This is a genomic window from Nocardioides zeae (genome assembly GCF_010686755.1).
Lineage (GTDB): Bacteria > Actinomycetota > Actinomycetes > Propionibacteriales > Nocardioidaceae > Nocardioides > Nocardioides zeae.
Map to the genome: position 1 here is coordinate 23894 of NZ_JAAGXA010000009.1, position 25792 is coordinate 49685.

General features: G+C 74.6%; 27 protein-coding genes and 1 riboswitch. Of the genes, 4 read left to right on the forward strand and 23 right to left on the reverse strand.

The features are described from left to right. The 8 genes from G3T38_RS13415 to ligD form a co-directional block, all read right to left on the reverse strand. On the reverse strand, nucleotides 1–264 hold the full coding sequence (locus G3T38_RS13415) for a phosphoribosyl-ATP diphosphatase (protein WP_163772826.1): 264 nt from the start codon (nucleotides 262–264) through the stop codon (nucleotides 1–3). A gap of 11 nt (nucleotides 265–275) precedes the next feature. After that, a complete protein-coding gene (ribH, locus tag G3T38_RS13420; RefSeq protein ID WP_163772827.1) occupies nucleotides 276–770 on the reverse strand; it encodes a 6,7-dimethyl-8-ribityllumazine synthase in 495 nt (164 codons plus the stop codon). Next, entirely contained in the window at nucleotides 767–2155 is a 1389-nt protein-coding gene (locus tag G3T38_RS13425; protein WP_163772828.1) for a bifunctional 3,4-dihydroxy-2-butanone-4-phosphate synthase/GTP cyclohydrolase II, read from the reverse strand. Before G3T38_RS13425 ends, ribH begins: the two co-directional genes overlap by 4 nt. An 11-nt stretch (nucleotides 2156–2166) precedes the next feature. Continuing rightward, the gene (gene pnuC / locus G3T38_RS13430; protein WP_163772829.1) at nucleotides 2167–2892 is read right to left on the reverse strand and encodes a nicotinamide riboside transporter PnuC; all 726 of its coding nucleotides are present in this window, start codon (nucleotides 2890–2892) and stop codon (nucleotides 2167–2169) included. Next, complete coding sequence (locus G3T38_RS13435) at nucleotides 2889–3536, reverse strand: riboflavin synthase (RefSeq protein ID WP_163772830.1); 648 nt, start codon at nucleotides 3534–3536, stop codon at nucleotides 2889–2891. The genes pnuC and G3T38_RS13435 overlap by 4 nt, the downstream gene beginning before the upstream one ends. 1 nt (nucleotide 3537) lies before the next feature. Next, nucleotides 3538–4611, reverse strand: a complete 1074-nt coding sequence (ribD, locus tag G3T38_RS13440; protein ID WP_241728865.1) for a bifunctional diaminohydroxyphosphoribosylaminopyrimidine deaminase/5-amino-6-(5-phosphoribosylamino)uracil reductase RibD — start codon at nucleotides 4609–4611, stop codon at nucleotides 3538–3540. A gap of 103 nt (nucleotides 4612–4714) precedes the next feature. Continuing rightward, a riboswitch (FMN riboswitch) is annotated at nucleotides 4715–4844 on the reverse strand. Between the two features lie 85 nt (nucleotides 4845–4929). Next, on the reverse strand, nucleotides 4930–5592 hold the full coding sequence (gene rpe / locus G3T38_RS13445) for a ribulose-phosphate 3-epimerase (protein ID WP_163772831.1): 663 nt from the start codon (nucleotides 5590–5592) through the stop codon (nucleotides 4930–4932). A gap of 11 nt (nucleotides 5593–5603) precedes the next feature. Then, entirely contained in the window at nucleotides 5604–6587 is a 984-nt protein-coding gene (gene ligD / locus G3T38_RS13450; protein WP_163772832.1) for a non-homologous end-joining DNA ligase, read from the reverse strand. A gap of 82 nt (nucleotides 6588–6669) precedes the next feature. Between ligD and G3T38_RS13455 the strand changes: the two genes are divergently transcribed. Beyond that, a complete protein-coding gene (locus tag G3T38_RS13455) occupies nucleotides 6670–7293 on the forward strand; it encodes an ArsR family transcriptional regulator (protein WP_206675881.1) in 624 nt (207 codons plus the stop codon). Next, the gene (locus tag G3T38_RS13460; protein WP_163772833.1) at nucleotides 7290–8687 is read left to right on the forward strand and encodes an MFS transporter; all 1398 of its coding nucleotides are present in this window, start codon (nucleotides 7290–7292) and stop codon (nucleotides 8685–8687) included. Before G3T38_RS13455 ends, G3T38_RS13460 begins: the two co-directional genes overlap by 4 nt. A 241-nt stretch (nucleotides 8688–8928) precedes the next feature. Here the strand turns inward: G3T38_RS13460 and G3T38_RS13465 are convergent, their stop codons facing one another. Genes G3T38_RS13465 through G3T38_RS13475 form a run of 3 tightly spaced genes read right to left on the reverse strand, consistent with a single transcriptional unit; the run spans nucleotide 8929 to nucleotide 13193 of the window. Continuing rightward, nucleotides 8929–11484, reverse strand: coding sequence for a polynucleotide kinase-phosphatase (locus G3T38_RS13465; RefSeq protein ID WP_163772834.1), 2556 nt, complete (start codon nucleotides 11482–11484; stop codon nucleotides 8929–8931). Continuing rightward, the gene (locus G3T38_RS13470; RefSeq protein WP_163772835.1) at nucleotides 11477–12916 is read right to left on the reverse strand and encodes a 3' terminal RNA ribose 2'-O-methyltransferase Hen1; all 1440 of its coding nucleotides are present in this window, start codon (nucleotides 12914–12916) and stop codon (nucleotides 11477–11479) included. Before G3T38_RS13470 ends, G3T38_RS13465 begins: the two co-directional genes overlap by 8 nt. Nucleotides 12917–12974: 58 nt before the next feature. Beyond that, on the reverse strand, nucleotides 12975–13193 hold the full coding sequence (locus G3T38_RS13475) for a hypothetical protein (RefSeq protein ID WP_163772836.1): 219 nt from the start codon (nucleotides 13191–13193) through the stop codon (nucleotides 12975–12977). Nucleotides 13194–13272: 79 nt separating this feature from the next. Here G3T38_RS13475 and G3T38_RS13480 point away from each other — a divergent pair, with 79 nt between their 5' ends. Continuing rightward, a complete protein-coding gene (locus G3T38_RS13480; RefSeq protein WP_338037642.1) occupies nucleotides 13273–13998 on the forward strand; it encodes an AAA family ATPase in 726 nt (241 codons plus the stop codon). A 19-nt stretch (nucleotides 13999–14017) separates the two neighbouring features. Here the strand turns inward: G3T38_RS13480 and G3T38_RS13485 are convergent, their stop codons facing one another. The 4 genes from G3T38_RS13485 to def are packed head-to-tail and all read right to left on the reverse strand — an operon-like array spanning nucleotide 14018 to nucleotide 17516. Then, a complete protein-coding gene (locus tag G3T38_RS13485; protein WP_163772837.1) occupies nucleotides 14018–15478 on the reverse strand; it encodes an RsmB/NOP family class I SAM-dependent RNA methyltransferase in 1461 nt (486 codons plus the stop codon). Then, entirely contained in the window at nucleotides 15471–15956 is a 486-nt protein-coding gene (locus tag G3T38_RS13490; RefSeq protein WP_163772838.1) for a hypothetical protein, read from the reverse strand. The genes G3T38_RS13485 and G3T38_RS13490 overlap by 8 nt, the downstream gene beginning before the upstream one ends. Before the next feature lie 16 nt (nucleotides 15957–15972). Next, nucleotides 15973–16914 carry a methionyl-tRNA formyltransferase gene (gene fmt, locus G3T38_RS13495; protein WP_163772839.1) on the reverse strand — a complete coding sequence of 314 codons (942 nt, stop codon included), beginning with the start codon at nucleotides 16912–16914 and terminating at the stop codon, nucleotides 15973–15975. A gap of 56 nt (nucleotides 16915–16970) precedes the next feature. Beyond that, nucleotides 16971–17516: a peptide deformylase gene (def, locus tag G3T38_RS13500; protein ID WP_163772840.1), complete on the reverse strand. Its 546-nt coding sequence runs from the start codon at nucleotides 17514–17516 to the stop codon at nucleotides 16971–16973. Nucleotides 17517–17587: 71 nt separating this feature from the next. Between def and G3T38_RS22260 the strand changes: the two genes are divergently transcribed. After that, complete coding sequence (locus G3T38_RS22260) at nucleotides 17588–18127, forward strand: GNAT family N-acetyltransferase (RefSeq protein ID WP_206675882.1); 540 nt, start codon at nucleotides 17588–17590, stop codon at nucleotides 18125–18127. 93 nt (nucleotides 18128–18220) lie between these two features. Here the strand turns inward: G3T38_RS22260 and G3T38_RS13510 are convergent, their stop codons facing one another. From G3T38_RS13510 to mihF, 8 genes are all read right to left on the reverse strand, one after another. After that, nucleotides 18221–18622 (reverse strand): HNH endonuclease signature motif containing protein, encoded by a 402-nt coding sequence (locus G3T38_RS13510; RefSeq protein WP_163772841.1) that lies wholly within the window; start codon nucleotides 18620–18622, stop codon nucleotides 18221–18223. A 152-nt stretch (nucleotides 18623–18774) separates the two neighbouring features. Further along, nucleotides 18775–20868: a primosomal protein N' gene (locus G3T38_RS13515; RefSeq protein ID WP_338037644.1), complete on the reverse strand. Its 2094-nt coding sequence runs from the start codon at nucleotides 20866–20868 to the stop codon at nucleotides 18775–18777. A gap of 113 nt (nucleotides 20869–20981) precedes the next feature. Next, the gene (locus tag G3T38_RS13520; RefSeq protein ID WP_163772843.1) at nucleotides 20982–21680 is read right to left on the reverse strand and encodes a hypothetical protein; all 699 of its coding nucleotides are present in this window, start codon (nucleotides 21678–21680) and stop codon (nucleotides 20982–20984) included. A 169-nt stretch (nucleotides 21681–21849) separates the two neighbouring features. After that, entirely contained in the window at nucleotides 21850–23052 is a 1203-nt protein-coding gene (gene metK, locus G3T38_RS13525) for a methionine adenosyltransferase (protein ID WP_163772844.1), read from the reverse strand. A 141-nt stretch (nucleotides 23053–23193) separates the two neighbouring features. Beyond that, nucleotides 23194–24441, reverse strand: a complete 1248-nt coding sequence (gene coaBC, locus G3T38_RS13530; RefSeq protein ID WP_174267993.1) for a bifunctional phosphopantothenoylcysteine decarboxylase/phosphopantothenate--cysteine ligase CoaBC — start codon at nucleotides 24439–24441, stop codon at nucleotides 23194–23196. A gap of 28 nt (nucleotides 24442–24469) precedes the next feature. After that, nucleotides 24470–24799 (reverse strand): DNA-directed RNA polymerase subunit omega, encoded by a 330-nt coding sequence (gene rpoZ, locus G3T38_RS13535; protein ID WP_163772846.1) that lies wholly within the window; start codon nucleotides 24797–24799, stop codon nucleotides 24470–24472. Nucleotides 24800–24830: 31 nt separating this feature from the next. Then, nucleotides 24831–25436, reverse strand: a complete 606-nt coding sequence (gene gmk, locus G3T38_RS13540) for a guanylate kinase (protein WP_163772847.1) — start codon at nucleotides 25434–25436, stop codon at nucleotides 24831–24833. A gap of 4 nt (nucleotides 25437–25440) precedes the next feature. Then, nucleotides 25441–25761 (reverse strand): integration host factor, actinobacterial type, encoded by a 321-nt coding sequence (mihF, locus tag G3T38_RS13545; protein WP_163772848.1) that lies wholly within the window; start codon nucleotides 25759–25761, stop codon nucleotides 25441–25443. Between the last annotated feature and the right edge of the window lie 31 nt (nucleotides 25762–25792).

Below are 25792 nucleotides of genomic sequence, written 5' to 3' on the forward strand. Positions count from 1 at the left end.
TCACAGATGGGAGTAGACGTCGTCGAGCGTCACGCCGCTCGCGAGCAGCATGACCTGCGCGTGGTAGAGCAGCTGGCTCACCTCGAGCGCCACCTGCTCCTTCGACTCGAAGCGCGCGGCCATCCAGACCTCGGCGGCCTCCTCGACCAGCTTCTTGCCGATGGCGTGCACGCCCGCGTCCAGCTCGGCGACCGTGCCGGAGCCGTCGGGACGCGTGCGGGCCTTGTCCTCGAGCTCGACCCAGAGCTCCTCGAACGTCTTCACGGGCGCTCAGCCTACGGCGTCGCCGACGTGCCCCCGACCGCGAGGTCCTTCAGCAGGCGTGCGGTCGCCAGGGCCGCGGACGTCGCCTCGTAGCCCTTGTCCTCCGCCGAGCCCTCGAGGCCGGCGCGGTCGAGGGCCTGCGCCTCGGTGTCGCAGGTGAGCACGCCGAAGCCGACGGGCGTGCCGGTGTCGAGCGCCACGCGGGTGAGCCCGTCGGTCGCCGCGGAGCAGACGTACTCGAAGTGCGGCGTGCCGCCGCGGATCACCACACCGAGCGCCACCACGGCGTCGTGGGTGGCGGCGAGCGCCGCGGCGACGACGGGGAGCTCGAACGTCCCCGGCACCCGTACGACGGTGGGCGCGGTCACCGCGGCGTCCGCCAGCGCGCGGTGGGTGCCGGCGAGCAGACCGTCCATGACGACGTCGTGCCAGCTGGCGGCGACGACCGCGACGGACAGGTCGGAGGCGTCGCCGGGACGCTGGTCGGGGGCTCCGTGGCCGCTCATCGGGGATCTCCTTCTCGGGCGTGGACGTCGGGGATGGTGGCGTTGCCGCTGGGGTCGTGCGTCACCGCGTCGACCCGGGGCGGGTCGACGACGAGGTCGGCCTCGTCGGCGAGCGCCGCGTCCCGCAGGTGCGGGTCGGCGCTGCTCGCGACGAAGGTGTCGAGCCCGTCGAGCTGGTGGCCCATGCGGTCCCGCTTCGTGCGGAGGTAGGCGATGTTGTGGTCGTTCGGCCGGGGGGCGAGGGGCACGCGCTCGGTGACGCGCACGCCGTACTCCTCCAGGTTGGAGGTCTTCTCGGGGTTGTTGGTGAGGAGGCGCACCGCCTCGACCCCGAGGTCGCGGAGGATCTGCGTCGCCGTGCCGTAGTGCCGCGCGTCGGCGGGCAGGCCCAGGTCGAGGTTGGCGTCGACGGTGTCGCGGCCGCCGTCCTGGAGCTGGTAGGCCTGCAGCTTCGCGACGAGGCCGATCCCCCGGCCCTCGTGGCCCCGCAGGTAGACGACGACGCCGCGCCCCTCCTCGACGACGCGGGCGAGCGACTCCTCGAGCTGCGGGCCGCAGTCGCAGCGCTGCGAGCCGAAGACGTCGCCCGTGAGGCACTCCGAGTGCACGCGCACGAGCACCGGGGCCTCGTCGCTGGCGTCGGAGATGTCGCCGTGCACCAGCGCGACGTGCTCGCTGCCGTCGATGGTGATGCGGTAGCCGACGGCCGTGAACGCGCCGTGGGCCGTGGGGAGGCGGGTCTCGGCGACCCGCACCGCGTGCTGCTCGGTGCGTCGGCGGTAGCGGACCAGGTCCTCGATCGAGATCATCGCCAGGTCGTGCTCGTCGGCGAACGCGCGCAGCTCGGGCGCGCGCTTCATCGTGCCGTCGTCGTTGACGATCTCGACGAGCACGCCGGCGGGCGTGAGCCCGGCCATCCGTGCCAGGTCGACGGCCGCCTCGGTGTGACCGCGACGGACGAGCACACCGCCCTCGCGGTAGCGCAGCGGGAACACGTGCCCGGGTCGCGTCAGCTCCCAGGGCTCGGTGGCCGAGTCGGCCAGCACCTTCACCGTGCGGGCACGGTCGGCCGCCGAGATGCCCGTGGTGGTGCCGTCGCGGGCGTCGACGGAGATCGTGTACGCCGTGCGCAGCGGGTCGCGGTTGTGCGGCGTCATCAGCGGGATCTCGAGGCGGTCCAGCATGTCGCCGGGCATGGGGGCGCAGATCACCCCGGAGGAGTGGCGGATCGTGAAGGCCATCAGCTCCGGCGTCGCCTTCGCGGCGGCGAAGATGATGTCGCCCTCGTTCTCGCGGTCCTCGTCGTCGACGACCACGACGGCCTTGCCGGCGGCGATGTCGGCGACGGCGCGCTCGACGGAGTCGAGACGGACTCTCTCGCTCATGGTGGTTCTCCTCAACGTGCGGCCGGCTCGGGCGCCGTGCCGGTGGGATCGGGGGTGGCGGGGTGGATCGAGACCTGCTCGCGAGGACGCAGCCGCCGCTCGGCGCGCAGCCACGTGACGAAGCCGAGCACCACGAAGCCGGCGTAGACCAGGTACATCACGGCCGTCGGGTAGTAGCCCGCCTCGAGCAGCGTCGTCACGCCGACCACGTCGACGGCGAGCCACACGAGCCAGAACTCCACCCAGCCGCGGGCCATGCCGTACGTCGCGAGCATCGAGCCCGCGAGGATCCACGCCTCCGTGGCGGGTCCCCAGGAGCCGAGCCGCTGGAGGACGACGTACGCCGCGGCGTACCCCACGGCGCCGAGGACCGCCAGCTGGAGCCAGCCGGACGGGCCCGCCCAGCGCGGCACGACGGCCCCGCCGTCGGCGGCACCGCCGGCCCGGCGGGCGGCCGCCCAGCGCCACCAGCCGTAGACACCGACGGCGGCGAAGAACACCTGGCGGCCGGCCTGGCCCCACAGGGGCTCGGCGACCACGTTGCTCAGCTCGCCCCAGGCGAACACGCCGAAGAGCAGGGCGTTGCCGACCAGGCCGACGGGCCAGGCCCACACGACGCGACGCATCCCCAGCAGGGCGCTGGCGAGGCCGAAGAGGTTGCCGACGACCTCGGGGACCGAGAGGTAGCCGCCGCCGACGGCGACGTGGCCGTGCAGCAGCCACTCGAGCGGGCTCACGCCGGTCCGTCCTGCCCCTGGCGGGCCGCGATGCGGGCGAGGGCCTCGTCGGCGTAGCCGCCGACCACCAGCCGCTCCACGTGCTTGGCGATGACGTCGACCTCGAGGTTGACGGGCTCGCCGACCGCACGGAAGCCGAGGGTGGTGCGCGTGAGCGTCTCCGGGATGAGGCTGACGGTGAAGCTGCTCTCCCCCACCTCGACGAGCGTCAGGCTGATGCCGTCGACCGTGATCGAGCCCTTCTCGACGAGGAAGCGGGCCAGCTCGGCCGGGTAGCCGACCTCGACGACGGTCCAGTGCTCGCTCGGCCGGCGGTCGAGCACCCGTCCGACCCCGTCGACGTGCCCCTGCACGACGTGGCCGCCGAGGCGCTGGTCGGCCCGCACGGCGCGCTCCAGGTTGACCCGGTCGCCGGGCTTGCGCTCGCCGAGGGTGGTGCGGCGCAGCGACTCGGCCATGACGTCGGCGGTCCAGCGCGTGCCGTCGTGCTCCGTGATCGTCAGGCAGCAGCCGTCGACCGCGATCGAGTCGCCGAGGTGGGCGTCCTCGAGCACGACGCTCGTCTCCACGACGAGCCGGACGGCGTCGCCCTGGTCCTCGATCGCAGCGATCGAGCCGAGCTCCTCCACGATGCCGGTGAACATGTCAGGCCTCTCCTCCACGCGTGGCGGGCGGCCGGAGCACCAGCCGCACGTTGGTCTCGTCTCCCTCGCCGACGACGCCGGCGTCGACGACGCGCAGGTGCAACGCATCGGCGATCGTCGTGATGCCCAGGTCGGCCACCGCGTTCCGGCCGGCGCCCAGCAGGAGGGGCGCGACGTAGACGACGACCTCGTCGACGTACCCGTCCGCCACGAACGCCGCCGCCAGCGTGGGACCGCCCTCGAGGAAGACGTGGCGCGCCTCCCGGGCGTGCAGCGTCTCGAGGGCCTCCCGCGGCGAGCGCGTCCGCAGGTGGAGCGTCTCCGCGTCGGGGCCGAGCACGCGGGCGTCGGCGGGCAGGTCGCGCTCCCCCATGACCGCCCGGAGCGGCTGGACGGGAAGCGGCCGGTCGTCGGCGTCGCGCACGGTCAGCAGCGGGTCGTCGACCACGATCGTGCCCGTGCCCACGAGCATGACGTCGCACTCCGCCCGGAGCCGGTGGGTGTCGCGGCGTGCGGCCGCGGAGCTGATCCAGCGGCTCGTGCCGTCGGCGGCGGCACTGCGTCCGTCGAGGGTGGTGGCGAACTTCCAGGTCACGAAGGGGCGCCCGTGGGTCACCGCGAAGGTCCAGGCCCGGTTGAGCCGCTCGCCCTCCTCGGCGAGCACCCCCGTCACCACCTCGACCCCGGCCTCCCGCAGCGTGGTCGTGCCGCCCGCGGCGACCGGGTTGGGGTCGGCCTGCCCGACGACCACCCGCGCGACGCCGGCGTCCAGCAGCGCCTGCGCGCACGGACCGGTCCGACCGGTGTGGTTGCAGGGCTCGAGCGTGACGACGGCCGTCGCCCCGCGCACCTCGGCCCCGGCCGCGGCCGCGGCCGCCCGGGAGAGCGCGTCCACCTCGGCGTGCGGCGTACCGGCGCCCCGGTGGTAGCCCTCCGCCAGCACCGATCCGTCGGGGGCGAGGAGGACGCAGCCGACGCGGGGGTTGGGGCCGGGGACGCCGTGCACGCGCGCCAGCAGCAGCGCGCGCTCCATGGCGTCGCGCTCGGCGCTGCTCGTGCTGTCGGTGTGCGTCATGCCCTGCTTCCCGGCTACGTCGCGGGCGCCGGGGCGCTGCGGGATGCTCGGGCGGGGCGGATCGCGACGTGCCGTCACGAGGGGCGGCACGAGGACGACCGTCCTGCGTGCGCTTCCCTTCCGGACTCTGACCGTCGGTCCAGGAATTCCACCTGGTCAACCGCCCGCTGGCTGCGGACGGGTCGCGGACTCTCACCGCCGGCTCGGAATTTCACCGACCCCAGTGCACGCGAGTTGGTCAACTCGTCTGGTGGGAATTGAAGCACACGGGTGCCGCTGTCGGCCGGGGTACCGGTCCGTGGACGCTCCCGGGCCGCCTCAGGCGCGGGCGGCGTCGCCCTTCTCCCGCAGGGCCGCGATCATCGCGTCGGGGTCGGCGGCGGAGTAGACCGCGCTGCCGGCGACGAACACGTCCGCGCCCGCCTCGGCGCACCGCTCGATGGTCTCCAGGGACACGCCGCCGTCGACCTGCAGCAGCGTCTGGAGACCGTGCCGCTCGACCATCGCGCGGGTCCGACGCAGCTTGGGCAGCACCATGTCGAGGAACTTCTGGCCGCCGAAGCCGGGCTCGACCGTCATGAGGAGCAGCATGTCGAGCTCGGGCAGCAGGTCCTCGTAGGGCTCCACCGGGGTCGCCGGGCGGAGCGCCATGCTCGCGCGGCCGCCCGCGGCCCGGATCTCCCGCGCGAGCCGCACCGGGGCGCGGGCCGCCTCCACGTGGAAGGTCACCGAGGCGCACCCCGCCTCGACGTACGTCGGGGCGTGGCGGTCGGGGTCCTCGATCATGAGGTGCGCATCGAGCGGGATGTTGGTGGAGCGCGCGAGCGCCTCCACCATCGTCGGCCCGAAGGTCAGGTTGGGGACGAAGTGGTTGTCCATGACGTCGACGTGGACCATGTCCGCGCTCGGGATGCGCGCCACCTCCGCCCCGAGGTTCGCGAAGTCGGCGTTGAGGATGCTCGGCGTGATCTGGATGCCCACGGGCGGCGATCCTAGGTGGTGGGCTCCTGCGGTCCGTCCTCCGGATGCTCGTCCGGCTGGTCCCGCTCGTCGCGCTCCGCCCACGCCAGCAACGGCGCGATGTCGAGGACGTGCTCGTCGGCGTGCAGGCCGGCGTGGAGGTCGCCGAGCTCGGCGTACCGCGCCGGGACGGTGAACATCGTCAGGTCCCGCGGGTCGGCGTCGTCGACCTCGTCCCAGCGGATCGGGGTGGAGACGCGGGCGTCGGGCAGGCCGCGGAGCGAGTAGGCGCTCGCGATCGTGTGGTCGCGGGCGTTCTGGTTGTAGTCGACGAAGACCGCGGCGGGGTCGCGGTCCTTGCGCCACCAGGCCGTGGTCACCAGGTCGGGGGCCCGTCGCTCGACCTCGCGGGCGAAGGCGCGCGCCGCGCGGCGCACGTCGCCGTGACCGTGCTCGGCAGCGATGCGGACGTAGACGTGGAGGCCCTTGCTGCCGCTGGTCTTGGGGTAGCCGACGGCACCGAGCTCGTCGAGCACCTCGTGGGCGACGTGGGCCACGCGCCGGATCGTCGCGTAGTCGCAGTCGGGACCCGGGTCGAGGTCGATGCGCCACTCGTCGGGCTGCTCGACGGCGCCGCGCCGGCTGTTCCAGGGGTGGAACTCCACGGTCGACATCTGGACCGCCCAGATGACGGCGGCCGGTTCGGTCACGCAGAGCTCGTCGGCCGTGCGCCCCCAGCGCGGGAAGAACAGCTCGACCGTCTCGACCCAGTCGGGGGCTCCCGCGGGGAGGCGCTTCTGGTGGACCTTGTCACCGGCGAGGCCCTTGGGGAAGCGGTGGAGCATGCACGGCCGCTCGTGGAGCGCACCGGTGATCCCGTCGGCGACGGCGAGGTAGTACTCGACGACGTCCAGCTTCGTCGCGCCGGACTCCGGGAAGTAGACCCGGTCGGGGTTGGAGATCCGGACGACGCGGTCCTCGACCTCGATCTCGACGGCGGGTGGCTTCGACGGCACGGGTCCACCCTAGTGACGGACCTCGCGGGAGCACCCACGGTCGGCACTTGCCAAACGTACGGGAGTCGCCGACCATTCGGCTATGGCCGACGATTCGATGCCCCGCTCCCCCGACTACGACCTCGCCGACGAGCTCGCCGTCGAGCGCCCGGAGCAGTACCGCGCCCTGTTCGAGGACACCCGCGCGCGCATCGTGACCCTGCTGCTCGACCGGGCCGCGACGACGACGGAGCTCGCGGAGGTCCTCGGCAAGCCCAAGGGCACCGTCGGGCACCACCTCAAGGTCCTCGAGGACGCCGGGCTGGTCCGGGTCGTGCGCACGGAGCGGGTCCGGGCGCTGGAGGCGCGCTACTACGGACGCACGGCGCGGGTGTTCTGGTACGACCACGTCGCCGAGGCCCGCGGCGAGGCCGCCCGCACCCTGACCCGAGCCGCGCAGCAGGCCGCGGGGACCGACGAGGTGGCCGCCCGGGAGGCGGGCATGCAGCCGCCCTTCGCCTACCTGCGCCAGGCGCGCATCCCCGCCGAGCGCGCCCACGCCTGGCACGACCGGCTGGCGGCGCTCATCGACGAGTTCCTCGCCGAGCCCACCGAGGGCGACGTGACCTACGCGCTCGTCGTCGGCCTCCACCCGGCGCCCGGCCTGCGGCCGGAGCCGTCGGAGCCGTCGGGTCCGTCGGGACCGGTGACGGAGGACCCGGCGTGAGCGAGGACGTGCTCGCCGCGCCGCCGACGGCGTCCACGGCGCTGGGGCCGCGGTTCCGCCGCTTCCTCGTCTCCGCGGCGGCCGCGAACCTCGGGGACGGGCTCATGACGGTCGCGCTCATGTGGCTGGCGTCGTCCCTCACGCGCGAGCCGGCGGCGATCGCGCTGATCGGCCTGGCGAACCGGCTGCCGTGGCTGCTGCTGAGCCTGCCCGCCGGCGTCATCGTGGACCGCGTCGACCGTCGACGGCTGATCGTGGCCATGGACGTCGTCCGGTGCGCCACGGTGCTCGTGCTCGGAGTCGTGGTGGTGGCGGTGCAGTCCGACCTGCCGTCCCCCGCCGAGCTCACCGCCGGCGCCGCAGCACCCCCGGCCGCGAGCCTGCTCATCGCGATGCTGGCGCTCGCCTCGCTCGTGCTCGGGTGCGCCGAGGTGCTGCGGGACAACGCGGCCCAGACCCTCCTGCCCGCGCTGGTCGGGCGGCCCCAGCTCGAGAAGGCCAACGCCCGGCTGTGGAGCGCCGAGATCAGCGCGAACCAGTTCGTCGGCCCGCCGCTCGGCGGCGTGCTCGTCGGGATCGCGGTGGCCCTGCCGTTCCTGCTCAACGCCGGGCTGCTCGGCCTCAGCGCCGTGCTGCTGCTCGGCATGAGCGGGGCCTACCGGGCGCGGCCGGCCGCGGCGTCCGACCCTGCGGACGCTCCGTCCGGCGAATCGGCCGTGACGGCCTCGCTCCCGGCCGCCCGGTCGTGGCGGGCCGACCTCGCCGAGGGCATCACGTGGCTGTGGCGCCACCGCCTGCTCCGCACGCTCGCGCTGATGCTGGGCGTGATGAACCTCATGGGTGCTGCGGCCTTCGCCACCGTCGTGCTGTTCGTGCAGGAGGTGCTCGGCGTGCTCGACGGCTGGGCGTTCGGCCTCGTGCTCACCGGGTCGGCGATCGGGTCGGTCGTGGCCGGCCTGGTCAGCGAGCGCATCGTGCGACGCCTCTCCCCCGGACCGACCCTGCTGCTCGCCGTCGCCGGCATGGGCCTCGGCCTCGCGGCCGCCGGACTGTCGTCGTCGCCGTGGCTCTTCTGGAGCATCGAGCTGGCCACCGGCCTCACGGTCGTGCTCTGGAACGTGGTCACCGTGTCGCTGCGCCAGCGCATCATCCCCGACCACCTGCTGGGCCGCGTGAACGCGGCCTACCGGTTCTTCGGCTGGGGGATGATGGCGCTCGGCGCTCCCCTCGGCGCCCTCGTCGTCCACCTCCTCGAGCCCGGGCTCGGTCGCGAGACGGCGTTGCGCGCGCCGTACCTGTTGGGGGCGGCGGCGTACCTCGTCATGGTGCCCGTCGTGCTCACGCGGCTGCGGACGGTGCACCTGCGAGCGGCCGAGGAGACAGCAGCGACGTGACGGGCCGGCGCCCCTGGAGTCCCGACCAGGTCTCCGGAGGCTTGGACAGATCCGGCACCGGTGCCGCCACCACGCGCGGCCGACGACGTGGCGTGACGCCGCGATCGGGACTGCGACGCCCCCGCACGTCCGCATGGCGGGACGTGCGTGCTCGACGACCCCGCGGTTCGTGCGGCGCGCGTGCCGGATCTGTCCAAGCCCCAGGAGCACCTCCGACCTGCCGACAGGGCTGCGCCCGCCCTCAGAGCCGCGGGTCCACCGGCTCCGACTCGAGCGCCAGCACGGCGAACACGCGCTGGTGCACCTCCCACAGCGGGTCGCCCGCGACGAACCGGGCGAGGGCGTCGAGGCCGAGGCCGTGCTCCTTCAGTGCCAGGTCGCGCTTGCGTCCCAGGTGCCGGTTGCGGAGCACGTCGAGCGCGTCGAGGTAGTCGGGGCCGTAGATGATGCGGAGGTACTCCCGCCCGCGCACCTTCACCCCCGGCTGCACGCGTCGGCCGTCGCCCGGCACCGGGACGTCGTCGGCCGGCTTCACCACCATGCCCTCGCCGCCGGCCGCCGTGAGGTCGAGCCACCACTGCGCCGCGGCGCCCCGCGCACCGGCGTCCGCCAGGTCCACGAAGCGGTGCCGGGTGGGCGTCACGAGGGGGTGGCCGTGGATCGCCGCGACCTGCTCGAGGTGCCAGCGGTGCGACCGCGTCGCGGCGTACGCCTCCCCCTCGCCGGCCAGCACGGCGAACGGCGCCACGGTGACCCCGTCGAGCCCGTCGGTGGGCCGCACGTAGCTGCGGTAGGCGTCGCGGAAGGCCGCGGCGGCGTGGGTACGACGCCGGGTCCGGTCCGCGAGGGCCGTCAGCGCCGGTGCGTCGAGGCCCCGGGCCAACGCGGCGTCGAGCACCTCCTGCGCCGCGGGGAGGGCGACGGAGGCAGCGGCGCCGACGGCGGCGTACTGCTCCCGGATCAGCTCGCCCGCCTTCGCCGACCACGGCAGCAGCTCGGCGTCGAGGACGATCCAGTCGGTGTCGAGCCGCTCGAAGAGGGGTGCCGCAGCCTCGGTGAGGGAGGCGACGAGGCGCCGTCCGAGGTCGCCGGGGAAGAAGGCGCGCCCCGTGCGCGTCACCACCTGTCCCGTCGAGCCGTCGGTGACGCCGAAGCGCCGCTCCGCCGTGGCCGCGTCCCGCGCCAGGACCGCGACGGCCCGCGACCCCATGTGCTTCTCCTCGCAGACGACCGTCGTGATGCCGGCGCACGCGTACTCCTCGAACGCCTCGTCGGGGTGCTCCAGGTAGCCGTCCCGGCTCGACGTCGCCACGGGCGCCATCGTGGGCGGCAGGTGCACCAGCCAGCGCGGGTCGACGGCGAAGCGGCTCATCACCTCGAGGGCGGCAGCCGCGTTCTCCTCCGGCACCTTCACGCGCGGCCCGAACGTGGTGTCGAGCCACCGGGTGCCGAGCACGTCGGCGGCAGCCAGTGCGCCGGGCTCACGCTCCGGGACCATCGGGGCGAGGGGGCGCGCAGGGGCGTACCACTCCCGCTCCGCCGGTACGTCGACGAGCTCGCGCTCGGGGTAGCGCAGCGCCGTGAGGGCGCCGCCGAAGACCACCCCCGTGTCGAGGCAGATCGTGCCGTTGACCCACTCCGCCGTCGGGACGGGCGTGTGGCCGTAGACGACCGTCGCACTGCCGCGGTAGTCCTGCGCCCACGGGTAGCGCACCGGCAGGCCGAACTCGTCGGTCTCGCCGGTGGTGTCGCCGTAGAGGGCGAACGCGCGGACGCGGCGCGAGGACCGGCCGTGGTAGGCCTCCTTGAGACCGGCGTGGGCGACCACCAGGCGGCCCTCGTCGAGCACGTAGTGCGCCACCAGCCCGTCCATGAACGCCGTCATCCGCTCCCGGAACTCCTCGGGCTCCTCCGCGAGCTGGGCGAGCGACTCCTCGAGGCCGTGCGCCACCTTCACCTGGCGGCCCCGGAGCGCACGGACGAGCTTGTCCTCGTGGTTGCCCGCGACGCACAGCGCCGTGCCCGCCGCGACCATGCCCGACACGAGGCGCAGCACGCCCGGGGTGTCGGGGCCGCGGTCGACGAGGTCGCCGACGAAGACCGCGGTGCGACCCTCGGGGTGGCGGGCGCCGACTGCGCGGCCGGCGTCGTCGCGCTCGAGCTCCCAGCCAAGTCGCTCCAGCAGCGTGCGCAGCTCGGAGGCGCAGCCGTGGACGTCGCCGACGATGTCGAACGGCCCGGTCAGCTCGCGCCGGTCGTTCCACGAGCGCTCGCGGACGACGGTGGCCGCCTCCACCTCCTCGACCCCGTCGAGGACGTGGACGCGACGGAACCCCTCGCGACGCAGCCCGCGCAGCGAGCGCCGCAGGTCGCGGTCGTGCCGCTCCACGATGCGCTCGACCGGGGTGCGTCCGAAGGTCCGGCCACTGGCCCGGTGCCGGTCGACGGCCACCCGGGCCGGGACCTTGAGCACGATCGCATCGACCAGCAGGTCGTGGCCGCGCGCCAACGCGACCAGCTGGGCGCGGGCGTCGGGCTGCACGTTGGTGGCGTCCACGACCGTGAGGAGTCCCCGACGCAGGCGGATGCCGACGAGGTGCTGCAGGAGGTCGAAGGCGTCGGGGGTCGCTGACTGGTCCTCGGCGTCGTCGGCGACGAGGGCACGGCAGGTGTCGGAGGAGACGACCTCGGTCGGCGTGAAGTGCCGGGCCGCGAAGGTCGACTTGCCGCTGCCGGAGACGCCGACGAGCAGGACGAGCCCGGCAGCCGGCACGCCGAGGGGACGGGACTCAGCCACGGCGGAACACCCCCAGCTGCGTCGGGGCACCGAGCTCCGGGTCGACCTCGCCCACCCAGCGGCGCTCCACCGTGTAGCCGGTGCGTGCGGCGACGCCGTCGCACCACGCGGCGAACTCCGCCCGCGTCCACTCGAACCGGTGGTCGGGGTGCCGGAAGCCCGTGAGGTCGGGGTAGCGGACGTTGTAGTCGGCGTTGGGCGTGGTCACCACGACCGCGCCGGGACGCGCCTCGCCGAAGACGACGCGCTCCAGGGCGGGCAACCGCTCCGGGTCGAGGTGCTCCACGACCTCCATGAGCACGGCCGCGTCGTACCCCGCGAACCGCTCGTCGGTGTAGGTGACCGAGGCCTGGAACACGCTGATCCGCGCGCGGAGGGCCTCGGCCTGGCGGTCCGGGGTGCGCCGCAGGGACCGCTCGTCGATCCGCAGCCGCCGCTGGGTGGCGAGCACGCCGACCGCGGACACGTCGGCACCCGCCACGACGGCGTACGCCGGGCGCGCGAGCACGTCGGCGAGCAGCTGCCCGCCGCCGCACCCGAGGTCGACGACGCTCGTGGCGCCCGCGGCGGCGAGCTCGTCGAGCACGTCGAGGACCGCCTCCCTGCGGAGCTGGTGGAGGGGACGCCACGCGGGCGCCTGCTCCTCCTGCTGCTCGCCGTCGGTGGTCTCGGCCCCGGGGCGCCCGTCCAGCTCGTCGAGCCGGGTCAGGGCCTCGCGGGCGAGGGCGCGCCGTCGGCCGAGGTAGCGCCGCGTGATGAGGTCACGCTCGGGGTGCGCCGCGAGCCAGTCCCCGCCCGAGCGGAGGAGCTTGTCGACCTCGTCCGGCGCCTCCCAGTAGTGCTTGGCCTGGTCGAGCGCCGGCAGCAGGACGTGCAGCTGGTTGAGGGCGTCGGCGAGGACCACCTCGCCGGAGAGGGTCAGGTCGAGGTACCGCGACGGGCCCCACCCCGGGAGCGTCTCGTCGAGCGGTACGTCGTGGGCCTCCACCTCCCAGCCCAGGGGCTCGAAGATGCGGCGCAGCAGGTCACGTCCCGCCTCGCCGCCGGGACGGCAGGGCACCGCGGGCAGGCGCACCTCGAGCGGGATCGGGGTGGCGGCGAGCTCCGGACGCGCGTCGCACCGACCGCTGCGGGCGGTGCTGAACACCCGGCGGATCGCGACGGCGAGCAGGGAGGAGGCCGCGTAGGGGCGGTCGTTGACGTACTGCGCCAGCGAGAAGTCCGGCGTGCCCCGGGGTCGGGACCGGACGAGTCGCACCGGATCGATGTCGAGCACGAGGGCTGCCGTGCACCGCTCCTCGGTCGCCTCCGGGTAGAACACCGTCGCCGATCCGAAGGACTGCTCGAACTCCTGCACGCGGTCGGGGTGCTTGAACAGCAGGTACCCCAGGTCGGTCGCGGGCCGGTGGGTCGTCGAGACGGTCAGGAGCACCCGGCCGATCCTGCCAGGACCCGGCGCCGCCGTGTCCGGATTTTCGCCGGGCGGCCCGTCACGCCGTGCGGTTGCTCCCCGGGGAGGCACCGTCGTCCGTGCCGGGCCCCCCGCGCCCGGTGCGACCGTGGGCGACGTCCTCGACGTCGTCCCCGCCGTCGGAGGGGATCGCGTCGCCCGCGCGGCCCGCCGTCGTGGGGTCGTCGGGATCGCTGGCGGCGTCGGACACGACCTCGTTGGGCTCGGTGGGGACCTGGTCGTCGGGGTGCTCGCTCATGGTGGTCCGGTAACCCGACGGCGGGCCGGTAGCCGTCGTTCGGGGACCGGCTGTCGGTGGGACGTCGTAGGTTCGCCGCGTGCGCTTCGATCAGCCTCCCGTGGTCAGGATGTACGTCGATGAGCGGAGACTCCCGCAACATCAATGGCCCATGACCGTCCCGGCCGTGGCACAGGTCGTGCGTGACGGCTTCGAGCCTGCGCCAGGGGTGACCTTCCTCGTGGGAGAGAACGGTTCGGGAAAATCGACCATCGTCGAGGGGCTGGCAGAGGCCTATGGACTGCCGGTCGAGGGCGGGTCACGCAACGGCGGGCACGAGACGCGTCGCAGCGAATCGCGCCTCGGATGGTCGCTGGAGGTACAGCGCGGGATCGGCTCGGGGCGCTGGGGCTTCTTCCTCCGCGCCGAGACCATGCACGGGTGGTACACGTTCGTCGAGAAGACGGGCGGCAACCGTCGCGAGCCTGTGTTCCACGAGCTGTCGCACGGAGAGTCGTTCCTCGAGGTGGTGCGCAACCGCATCGACGGGCCCGGTTTCTACTGCCTGGACGAGCCGGAAGCAGCTCTGTCCTTCTCGGCCAGCCTCGCCCTGATGGGGCACCTGCACGAGATCGCAGCTTCCGGCGGCCAAGTCGTGTGTGCGACCCACTCCCCCGTGCTGGCCTCGCTCCCCGGCGCCCGCATCCTCGAGGTCGGCCCCTGGGGGTTGCGCGAGACCACCTGGGAGGAGCTCGACCTGGTGCAGCACTGGCGCCGGTTCATGGACGCCCCGGGCCGCTACCTGCGGCACGTGGTCGGCGACTGAGGCCCGCCCGGGTCCCGGCTCAGCGCTTGCGCAGCACCGCGACGAACATGGCGTCGGTGCGGTGCGCGTGCGGCCACAGCTGCACCGTGGCGGCGCCCGTCGCGAGCGTCGGTCCGGCGGCGTCGGGCACTCCCGGCAGCACGGCCGTGGCGTCCACCGCCTCGACGTCGTCGCGGCCGGCCAGCACCGTGTCCACCACGGAGACGGTCTCCGCCGGCACCGGCGAGCACGTCGCGTAGACGACGGTCCCGCCGGGACGCACCAGGTCGAGCGCGGAGCCGAGCAACCGCTCCTGGAGCGGGACGAGCGTGCGCAGGTCGGACGGCTGCCGCCGCCAGCGCGACTCCGGCCGCCGTCGGAGCGCTCCGAGCCCCGAGCAGGGGGCGTCCACGAGCACCCGGTCGAAGGTGCCCGGCTCCCAGCGGGGAGCGGTGCCGTCACCGGTCACGACGTCCTCGACCCCCGGCGCGAGCGAGCCGTCGGGCAGGCTGAGGGCGCGCCGTACGAGGGCGGTCCGGTGCTCCTGCGCCTCGTTGGCCGTGAGCAGCGCACCCCGCTGCGCGGCGAGCGCGGCGAGCAGGGCCGCCTTGCCGCCGGGTCCGGCGCAGAGGTCGAGCCAGCGCTCGCCGGCGCCCCCCTCCGCCGCGTCCGCGAGGGCGAGGGCGACCAGCTGCGAGCCCTCGTCCTGCACGCCCGCGTCGCCGGCGGCGACGGACGGCAGGGCCCCGGGGTCACCACCGGGCAGGCGGACGCCCACGGGCGAGTACGCCGTCGGCTCGCCCTCGGCCTGCGCGGCGAGCGCGTCGCGGTCGATGCGGCCCGGACGCGCCACCAACGTGACGCCGGGGGCCTCGTTGTCGGCAGCCAGCAGGGCGTCGAGCTCGTCGGAGCGGCCGGCGGCAGCGAGCGCGTCGGTCAGCGCAGCGACCACCCAGCGCGGGTGGCTGTGGGCGACCGACCCGAAGCCGACCGGGTCGGTGCCCGGGTCGGGGGCGACGCGGCGCACCCACGCCGGCAGGTCGTGCGCCGCGACCTTGCGGAGGACGGCGTTGGCGAACCCCGCGGGCCCCTGCCCGATCCGGGCGCGCACGAGGTCGACGGTCGTGCTGATCGCGGCGTGCGCGGGCACCCGCATGGAGAGCAGCTGGTGGGCGCCGAGGCGCAGCGCGTCGAGCACCTTGGCCTCGACCTTGGCGAGCGGTCGGTCGACGCAGGTGGCGAGGATCGCGTCGTACGTGCCCTGCCGGCGGATCGTGCCCGCCGCGAGCTCGGTCGCGAGACCGGCGTCCCGTCCGGTCAGCCCGTGCTTGCGGAGCACGTCGGGGAGCACGAGGTTGGCGTAGGCGTCGTCGACGCGGACGGCGCGGAGGACGTCGTACGCCGCGAGCCGGGCCGGGTCGGCCGGACGGCGGGCCGCGGGCGGGCGCCCGCCGGCGCGGGCACCGGTGGGCCGACCGCCGCGGCGTCGGGGGTCAGCCATCCTCGGCACCGTTCATCTGGTCGGCCTGGTCGGCCCGGTCGGCCTGGTCGGCGGGGTACGCACGGACGAGCTTCGGTGGGGCACAGCAGAGCCACGACTCGGTGATCAGCTCCCGCAGCTCGGCGAGCGTCACCTCGCCGAGACGGGAGGTCTGCACGAGGTAGCCGTCGTGCCCGTCGAAGTGCGGCACCGAGAAGAACGGCCCGTCGCCCTCGATGACGGCGAGCTTCGCGCCCTGGTCGGCGGCGTGGAGCACGAGCAGGTCGTCGTAGGGCTCCCCGGTCGTGGGGTCTACCGCGGTGCCGTGGGGCCGTCGGTAGCCGACGAACCCGCGCGGCTTCGCCTTCGTGGCCGGGTCGGAGACGAGCCACGTCGGCATGTCGCCCCACGTCACGCCGAGCTCGGTGTGCGGGAGCGCCGCGCAGATCGCGTCGACGTCCTCGGGCCGGGCCGGGCGGTCGTCCGCCGCGCCGCTCATGCCGGTCCCCGCACCCTCAGGCGCCGAACCGGGTGCCCGACTCGAGCCGCACGCCGCGCGCCCAGTCGGCCGCGGCCATCTGCTTCTTGCCGAAGGCCTTGACGTCGCCGAGCCGTACCGGTGACGTGCCGGTGCCGACGAAGACCGCGTTCTTGGTGACCTCGAGCTCGCCCGGGGCCAGGCGCTCGCGGTCGTCCGCGATCGTGACGGGCCCGATCTTGATGCGCTGCGCCTCGCCGTCGACGACCTGCGTCGACCACGCGCCGGGGGCCGGGGTGCAGGCGCGCACCCGACGGTCGACGGCGACGGCCGGCTCGGTCCAGTCGATCTCGGCGTCCTCGACAAGGATCTTCGGAGCGAACGAGACGCCGTCCTCGGGCTGCTCACGGGCCTCGAGGGACCCGTCGGCGATGCCGTCGAGGGTGGCGACCAGGAGGCCCGCGCCGCCCTCGGCCAGGCGGGCCAGGAGGTCGCCGGACGTGTCCGTCTCGCGGATGCGCTCGGTCATGACACCGAACGTCGGTCCCGCGTCGAGCGCCTTCACGATGCGGAACGTCGTCGCGCCCGTCACCTCGTCGCCGGCCCACACCGAGTGCTGCACCGGCGCGGCACCGCGCCAGGCGGGCAGCACCGAGAAGTGCAGGTTGACCCAGCCGTGCTCGGGGATGTCGAGGGCCGACTGGGGCAGGAGCGCGCCGTACGCCACCACGGGGCAGCAGTCCGGCCGCAGCGCCTTCAGCGCCTCCTGGAACTCCGGGTCCCGCGGGTGCTCGGGCTTGAGCACCGGCACGCCGAGCTCCTCGGCACGCTGCGCGACAGGGCTCGCGACCAGCTTGCGACCTCGGCCGGCCGGGGCGTCCGGTCGGGTGACGACGCCCACGAGCTCGTGGGCGGAGTCGGCGATCGCGTTGAGAGCGGGTACGGCGACCTCGGGGGTGCCGGCGAAGACGACGCGCATGAGGGGGTGGTTGCTCCTGGTCGGGACGGCAGCGGGACCGGGAGAGCCTACGCCGCTCAGATGCCGAACGGGCCCGTCGGGTGCGGCGAGACCTTGACCGTCGGCTTCTCGAGGCCGAACCACTCCGACTCGCGGATCTCCCGCATCGCCGCCTTGCGGGCCGCTTCGTCGAGACGGTCGATGAAGAGGACGCCGTCGAGGTGGTCCGTCTCGTGCTGGATCGCGCGGGCCAACAGGTCCGAGCCGTTGATCGTCACGGGCTCGCCGTGCATGTCGAAACCGCGGGCGACCACCGACAGGGCGCGCCGGCACTCGTAGGTCAGCTCGGGCAGCGAGAGGCACCCCTCGAGGTCGAGCTGCTCCTCCTCCGACAGCTCCAGCGTCGGGTTCACCAGGTGGCCCAGCTCTCCGTCGACGTTCCAGGTGAAGACCCGCAGCCCGACGCCGATCTGGGGAGCGGCCAGACCTGCGCCCGGTGCCTCCAGCATCGTGTCGGTGAGGTCCGCGACGAGCTGTCGCAGCTCGCGGTCGAAGTCGACGACCTCCGTCGCGCGCCTGCGCAGGACGGGGTCGCCGAAGAGCCGGATGGGTTGGATCGCCACCCGGCGATCGTACGCGGGCGGGTCGACCGTCCCGGTTGCCGCGTCCTCGCCGCTTCGCCATCATCGACGCGGTGAGCACCCTCGACGGTCAGCGGTCGGCGCAGTCGGACGACGGCGTGGTCATCCGGCCAGCACGGGTCGAGGACGTCGACGCCGTCTGCGCCTTCGGCGCGGCGCACGTTCCGCCGCACTACACCCCGCTCATCGGCGCGGAGGCCGCTCGACAGCAGGTCACCGCATGGTGGCGGCCGGAACAGATCCGCGCTGCGGTCGCAGCGGGGCGGTTGCTCGTCGCCGACGCGCCGTCGGGCGGTGTCGTCGGGGTGGCCCAGTACGCGGTCGACGCCTCCGAGGCCGAGATCTACAAGCTGTACCTCGACCCCGGGTTCCGGGAGCACGGACTCGGACCGCGGCTGATCGCGGCCGTCACCCGGTCACTGCCGGCGGACGTGACCCGTCTCTGCATCGAGCACTTCGCCGGCAACGCCCGGGCGGGAGCGTTCTACGAGCGCGAGGGGTTCGCGGTGGAGCGGGTCGAGCCCAGCGCCACCGGGCGGTCGGAGCTCGACGTGGTGTGGCGTGTGCGTCCGGCCGCAGGCCCACGCGCGTAGCCGGTCGGCGACTGGATGCGGGCATGCTGCGCCGCCCGACCCACGGGGGCGTGGGGCGGGCGGCGGTGAGCTCGTTGGTCAGGTGTCGTCTGGTTAGTGCCCGGGCTCTGGTGGCCAGGGGCGGGTGCCGTCGCGGTCGACGAGGTAGCGCAGTCCCAGGGGGCTGGTCCAGATAACGGCGTGGGGCGGCTCGCCGGCGCTTGGATCCGTGGGCCGGTAGGTCCATCTGTTGCCGGTGGTCATCTCGCGGTGGGTCTTCATGCGGTGGTGGCGTCGGCACAGCGGGAAGAGGTTGGCCGTGGAAGTCTGGCCGGGTGGGCCGCTCTGCTGGTAGGGGTCGCAGTGGTCGAGGTCCGCGGTGCGGGAACTGCGGGTGCAGTAGGGGAAAACGCACCGAGGCCAACGGGCGCGGACGTGGTCGGCGATCCGGTCGGGCGGGGTGTAGCCATCGACCGCCGCGTCGGTGGCGAGGTCGATGATCGGCTTGACCGTCACTCGGGTGTCGGCCGGCGCCGAGTTGTCACGTACGCAGCGACGTGTACTCACTCGCGCCACGGCGTACATGACAACTCGACACCCCCGACCCGCGCCGTACGACCAAACTCGACGCGCCTGCCGCGCCGTACGACCAAGCTTGACGCAGGGCCTCAGAGCGACGGGGGGTCGACCTGCACGCGGACGGCGTCGAGCTTGCGCGCGGATCGCTCACGCGACGCGGCGCCCAGCCCCGCGGCGAGGGCCGCACCCTCGCGCGCGGGCACGCGCACGACCGCGCGCACCTCGGGTGGGTCGGCGCTGACGGGCGCGCCCGGGCGGGGCGGGACGGGGACGGGCCCGAGCACCTCGACGGGCGGGGGGACGGCGAGGTGCTCCAGGTAGGCCGCCACCGCGGCCTCCTCCCCTGTGACCGTCGCCAGCCGCGCGGCCGGCGGCAGGTGGGCCGCGGCCCGTTCGGCCGCCTCCCGCTCGGCGAAGCCGAGCGGGTCCCACCGCACGAGGGCCTGCAGCGCCGGCTGCGCGGCGTCACCGACGACGACCACCTCGGCGCCGGGCCGCACCAGCGCGGCCGCGTTGAGCCAACGACGCAGGGCCTCCTCCCCCGTGCGCAGGTCCACGCGCGCCAGGGCGAGCCACGTGTCGAGCAGCAGGACACCCGCATAACCGCCCTCTGCCACCGGCTCCGCCCCCGGGGTCGCGACGACGATCGCGGGGCTGTCGTCGACCTCCGCCAGCACGTGGTCGGCCGCCGACGTGCGCACCGTGACGCCGGGGAACGCGCGTCCGAGCTCCTCGGCCGTGCGCTCCTGGCCGACCGCCGGGGCGCGGAGCCCACGGTGGCCGCAGACGCCGCACGCCCACCGCGGCTCCGGCGTGCCGCACCACCGGCACGACGGGGGCGAGGTCGGCGACGACTGCTGGAGCGGACCCGTGCAGGCGGCACACCGCGCGGGCGTGCGGCACCGTTCGCAGGCCAGCCCCGCGGCGTACCCCGACCGCGGCGTCTGCACCAGCACCGGACCCGCGGCGACCCCGCGGCGGACGAGGTCGCGGGCCGCGGTCGGCACGCGGACGCTCCGCGCGAACGGGTCCCGCTCGAGCTCGCGGTCGGTCGCCCCGGCGATGCTCACCCGGACCCGCTCCCGCAGCACCGCGCGGGGCATCGCGATCGGGCGGGCCCACCCGCTGCCGAGCAGCCCCAGCGCCTCCACCGAGCACGCATGGGCTCCGATCAACGCCGCCGCACCGGTGCGCTCCGCGCGGAGCGCGGCGACCTCGCGGACGTGCGGGTACGGCGCCCGCGGCTCCGCGTGCAGGTCGTCGCCGTCGTCCCACACGACGACCAAGCCGAGGTCGTGGACGGGCGCCCAGATCGCCGCGCGCGTGCCCACCACGACGCGCCGCTGCCCCCGGCTGACGGCGAGGAAGTCCCGGTAGCGCGCCGCCGGGCCGGCGTCGGCCCGCAGCGCCACGTGACGCCCCTCGCCGAGCGCCACCGTGAGCGCCGCGTCCACCCGGTCGAGGTCGCGCCCGTCGGGCACGCAGACGACGACGCCCCGGCCGGACGCCTCGACGACCGCCGCCGCCTGGGCCACCAGCTGCGGCCAGTCGACGGCAGGACCCGCCGTCCAGACCGCTCGGGGCGAACCGCCGCGCGCCAGGTGCTCGCAGAAGACCGCACCGTGCTCGTGGTCACCCCAGGCCGCCGTCGCCGCCACGAGGCGCTGCCCGCCGTCGGCCGACGTCAACGCCGGAGCCGCCGACCCCGGCGGCGCCTTCTCCGTCGTGGCGTGCCGCGGCGGGACCGCCAGCCGGAGCACGTCGGCCCGCGCCCCGGCGTACCGCTCCGCCACCGCCGCCGTCAGCCCCGCGATCTCGGGCGTCAGCACCCGCTCCGGGCTGACGACCCGGCGCAGCGGCAGCAACCGCGGGTGCTCCGACTCCGCGCGGCGGGCCACGACGTAGCCGTCGACGTCCTGTCCCGCGAAGCGCACCTTGACCCGCACCCCCGGCTGCGCGGTCTCCGCCATGCCGGACGGCACGAGGTAGTCGAACGGGCGGTCGAGGTGCGCCAGCGGGACGTCGACGAGCACCTGCGCGACCGGGTCCACCTCGGCGGGCTCCACCTCGGTGCGCCGCCGCGCGGCCGCGCGCTCCGTCGCCGTCCGCGCCTCCCGCACGGTCTCCCGCAGCTCGGGCAGCAACGACCCCTGCTCGGGCTGCTCGTGGGCGTCGGCGGTCACGGGCACAGGTCTACCGTGCGCCGCCGACAATCCGGTCCGCGGGTCAGGCACCCCTGGGGATGACCGACCTCGTGGCCCCACCGCCACGGACAACGGCTCACTGGGGCCACGACTCAGCGGTGCTGACGCCCCCGCCGCAGCGCCGCGTCGGTCAGGTCGCCCAGCTCGGCCACGCGCGCCCGCGCGATGGTCGCGGGGGTCGCGAGTCCTCGACGCTCCAGCTCGTCGAGCGCCGCGTCGAGGTCACGCCGCACCCGCGCCCGCTCGCGCTGGGGCAGTGCAGCGGCGAGCCGCCGAGGATCGAGGCGCGGCACCACCGGCCCGTCGGCCGGCTCCCGCCCCGTGACCACGAGGAGCCCGGCGGCCACGGCCACCAGCAGCGAGAGCGCCACCGGCACCACGACGGCGGGCGTCCACCGCTGCGTGCTCACCATCCACCCCGACGACACCAGCCCGTGGAGCGCCACGACACTGACGACCGCCACCACGAGGTCGTAGGCGTGCGGGCGGCGCCCCGCGGCTCGGGTCCCGAGCCAGCTCGCCGTCCGCCCCAGCAGGGCCAGTCCACCGAGCGTCGCCGCGACCGAGGCCCACCGGTCGGCGCTGGCGGCCGAGGGCGCGCCGTACCCCGCCTCGCCGCCCAGCGCCGTGACCGTCACCGCCGCACCCAGCACGGCGAGCAGCGTCAACGCCCACAGCGCACCCGTGGGCAGGGCGTCCGCCCGGCGCCGCCAGCGGCGCGCCGGGTCGAGGGCGTCCTGCACGTCGGGATGCCGGGCGTAGGCCGCCACCTCGAGCCCGAGCCACGGCACGCCCGTCCCGTCCGGGATCCAGGTGGCGAGCTGACGGGCTCCGCGCGGCGCGGAGGCCCGCAGGTCGTCCTAAATGACGGCCCCGGGGCTGAGCGCCGCGTGCGACAGGGGCGGGCCGCCGCCGTACGCGTCGTCGCCGCCCCCGTCGCTCACGAGGAGACCGGCGTGCTCAGATGCCGGCCGCCGCGCGCAGCGCGTCGGCGCGGTCGGTGCGCTCCCAGGTGAACTCGGGCAGCTCGCGGCCGAAGTGACCGTACGCCGAGGTCAGCGAGTAGATCGGGCGCAGCAGGTCGAGGTCGCGGATGATCGCCGCGGGACGCAGGTCGAAGACCTCGAGGACGGCCTTCTGGATGACCTCGTCGGAGACGACGCCGGTGCCGAAGGTCTGCACGAAGACGCCGACGGGCTGCGCCTTGCCGATCGCGTAGGCGACCTGCACCTCGGCGCGGCGGGCCAGGCCCGCGGCGACGACGTTCTTGGCGACCCAGCGCATGGCGTACGCCGCGGAGCGGTCCACCTTCGACGGGTCCTTGCCCGAGAAGGCACCGCCGCCGTGGCGGGCCATGCCGCCGTAGGTGTCGACGATGATCTTGCGACCCGTCAGGCCGGCGTCGCCCATCGGACCGCCGACGACGAAGACGCCGGTCGGGTTCACCAGCAGGCGGTAGCCGTCGGACGGGATGTCGAAGGAGCCCAGCACGGGCTCGATCACGTTCGCCTTGATGTCGGCCTCGAGCTGGGCGAGGTCCACGTCGGGGGCGTGCTGCGTGGACAGCACGACGGTGTCGATGCGCACCGGGCGGTCCTGCTCGTCGTACTCGATCGTCACCTGCGTCTTGCCGTCGGGCCGCAGGTAGGCGAGCGTGCCGTCCTTGCGCACCTCCGAGAGACGCTCCGAGAGCCGGTGCGCGATGGTGATGGGGAGCGGCATGAGCTCCGGCGTGTCGTCACTGGCGTAGCCGAACATGAGGCCCTGGTCGCCCGCGCCCTGCTTGTCGAGCTCGTCGGTCGACGAGCCCACGCGCGACTCGTGGCCGTCGTCGACGCCCTGGGCGATGTCGGCCGACTGGCCGCCGATGGCCACCTGCACGCCGCAGGACGCGCCGTCGAAGCCCTTCTCGGAGGAGTCGTAGCCGATCTCGAGGATCTTGCGGCGCACGAGGTCGGCGACGGGGGCGTACGCGTTGGTGCGCACCTCGCCGGCCACGACCACCAGGCCCGTGGTCAGCAGCGTCTCGACCGCCACGCGCAGGTTGCGCTTGTCGTCGTCGTTCGCCAGGAGGTAGTCGAGGACCGTGTCGCTGATCTGGTCAGCGATCTTGTCCGGGTGACCCTCGGTCACCGACTCCGACGTGAAGAGACGTCCAGGCACGGTCACTCACTCCCACTCGACGAGGCTGTCCGGACGCACGGACGCGCCCGCCGAAACCATAGTCGCGGGCTGGGCGAGCGCCAGCATCCGGGCAGACGTCCCGACGTGTGGACACGCTCGGAGCCGGCGCGCGCGGGCGCGTCAGAGCCGCGTCGCGACCTGGTCCCAGATCGCGTGCGCCAGCACGCCCTTCGCCGCCCGCGGCACCTCGACGCTCGCGCCGTCGGCACCCAGGATGACGGCCTCGTTGTCGGCGCTGCCGAAGACGGCTCCCCCGCTCACGTCGTTGACGACGAGCAGGTCGCAGCCCTTGCGGGCGAGCTTCGCGCGCCCCAGCTCGAGCACCGAGCCGGTGGCGTCGCCGGTCTCGGCGGCGAAGCCCACCACGACCGAGCCGGGCCGGGCGCGCTCGTGGGAGATCGCCGCCAGGATGTCGGGGTTCTGCACGAGCTCGAGCGGAGCGGCGCTGCCGTCCGCGAGCTTCTTGATCTTGGCGTCGCTGAACGACGCGGGCCGGAAGTCGGCCGGGGCGGCGGCCATGACGACCGCGTCCGCGTCCTTCGCCCCCGCCACGACGGCGTCGCGCAGCTGCTCCGTCGTCTCCACGCGCACCACGGACACGCCGGCCGGGTCGGGCAGGTCCACGTTGGCCGCCACGAGCGTGACCTGGGCACCGCGCGCGACGGCGGCACGGGCCAGCGCGTAGCCCTGCCGGCCCGACGAGCGGTTGCCGAGGAAGCGGACCGGGTCCAGGTACTCCCGCGTGCCGCCGGCCGAGACCAGCACGCGGCGGCCGGCCAGGTCAGCGGTGGCCCCGCCGGTGCGGGACCGGGCGAGCACGTCGGCGGCGACCTCGTAGATCTCCACGGGCTCGGGCAGGCGACCCTTGCCGGTGTCCTTGCCCGTCAACCGCCCCTCCGCGGGCTCGAGCACGACGATGCCCCGCGAGCGCAGCGTGGCGACGTTGGCCTGCGTCGCCGGGTGCTCCCACATCTCGGTGTGCATCGCGGGGGCCATGACCACCGGGCAGCGCGCGGTCAGCAGCGTGTTCGTGAGCAGGTCGTCGGCCAGACCGTGGGCGGCCTTGGCGAGCAGGTCGGCGGTGGCGGGCGCGACGACGACGAGGTCGGCCGTCTGGCCGATCCGCACGTGGGGCACCTCCTGCACCTGGCTCCACACGTCGCTCGCGACGGGCTTGCCGGACAGGGCGGCCCACGTCGGCGCGCCGACGAACTCCAGCGCGCTGGCGGTCGGCACCGGGGTCACGTCGTGACCGGACTCGGAGAAGCGGCGCAGGACCTCACAGGCCTTGTACGCCGCGATGCCGCCCCCGACGCCGAGCACCACGCGCGGCTTGGGCACGGACGGGCTCGGGTCGGACGGCGGCATCGGATTCAGCAGGCGGTGTGACCGGTGGTCACTCGGCGCCGAACGGCGACTCGACAGCGGCGGCCTTCTTGGCGGCCTCCTCCGCGGCGAGCTCGGCCGGGTCGACGTCCTCGCAGGTCAGGAGGTCGGCGTTGATCTCGCGGAGCGCGATCGACAGCGGCTTCTCCTGCACGTGGGTGTCGACGAGCGGACCCACGTACTCCAGCAGGCCCTCGCCCAGCTGGGAGTAGTACGCGTTGATCTGCCGCGCGCGCTTGGCTCCGTAGAGCACCAGCTGGTACTTGCTGTCGGTCTTCGTCAGCAGGTCGTCGATCGGCGGGTTCGTCACGCCCACGGCGGCGATTTCAGGGGCAGACACGCAACAGCCTCACAAGTCGGTCGGGGTTGGATCAGCGCGCCTGAGCAGGCGCAGTCATGCATCGTACCAACTCTTCGGCGGCGGCCGGAACTTCCGTGTTCACGATGGTGTGGTCGAACTCCGCCTCCGCCGCCAGCTCGGTGCGCGCCGTCTCGAGCCGGCGCTCCCGCTCCTCCGGGCTCTCGGTGCCCCGGCCGACGAGCCGGCGCACCAGCTCCTCCCAGCTCGGCGGCTTGAGGAACACGAAGTAGGCGTCCGGCGCGGTGCGGCGCACCTGGCGGGCGCCCTGCAGGTCGATCTCCAGCATCGCGGGCCGACCCGCCTCCAGGGCGGCCTCGACCGGGCCCCGGGGCGTGCCGTAGCGCGCCGCCTTGTGGACGACCGCCCACTCGAGCAGCTCGTCCTCGGCGATCATCCGGTCGAACTCCTCGTCGCTCACGAAGAGGTAGTGCACGCCGTGCACCTCGCCGGGACGGGGCTGGCGCGTCGTCGCCGACACCGAGATCCAGACCTCGGGGTGGTGGGCGCGCACGTGGGCCGCGACCGTGCCCTTGCCGACCGCGGTGGGACCGGCGAGCACGACGAGGCGGGAGCGGCCGGCGGAGCCGTCGGCCGGACCGTCGAGAGGATGGACCACCGGATCAGTCGCCCGGGGCGAACTCGGCCTCGAGCGCCGCGACCTGCTTGGCCCCGAGCCCGCGCACCCGGCGGCTCTCCGCGATCTGGAGACGCTCCATGATCTGCTTCGCGCGCACCTTGCCGACGCCCGGCATCGATTGCAGCAGGTCGAAGACCCGCATCTTGGCGATGACCTCGTTGCCCTCGCGGTCCCGCAGCACCTCGGAGATCGTCGCCCCCGCGGTCTTCAGGCGGTTCTTCACCTCGGCCCGTTCGCGGCGCGACGCCGCGGCCTTGGCCAGGGCAGCCTGGCGCTGTTCGGGGGTGAGCGGGGGCAGGGCCACGGGCGGATCCTCGCGTCGAGATGGGTCGTGG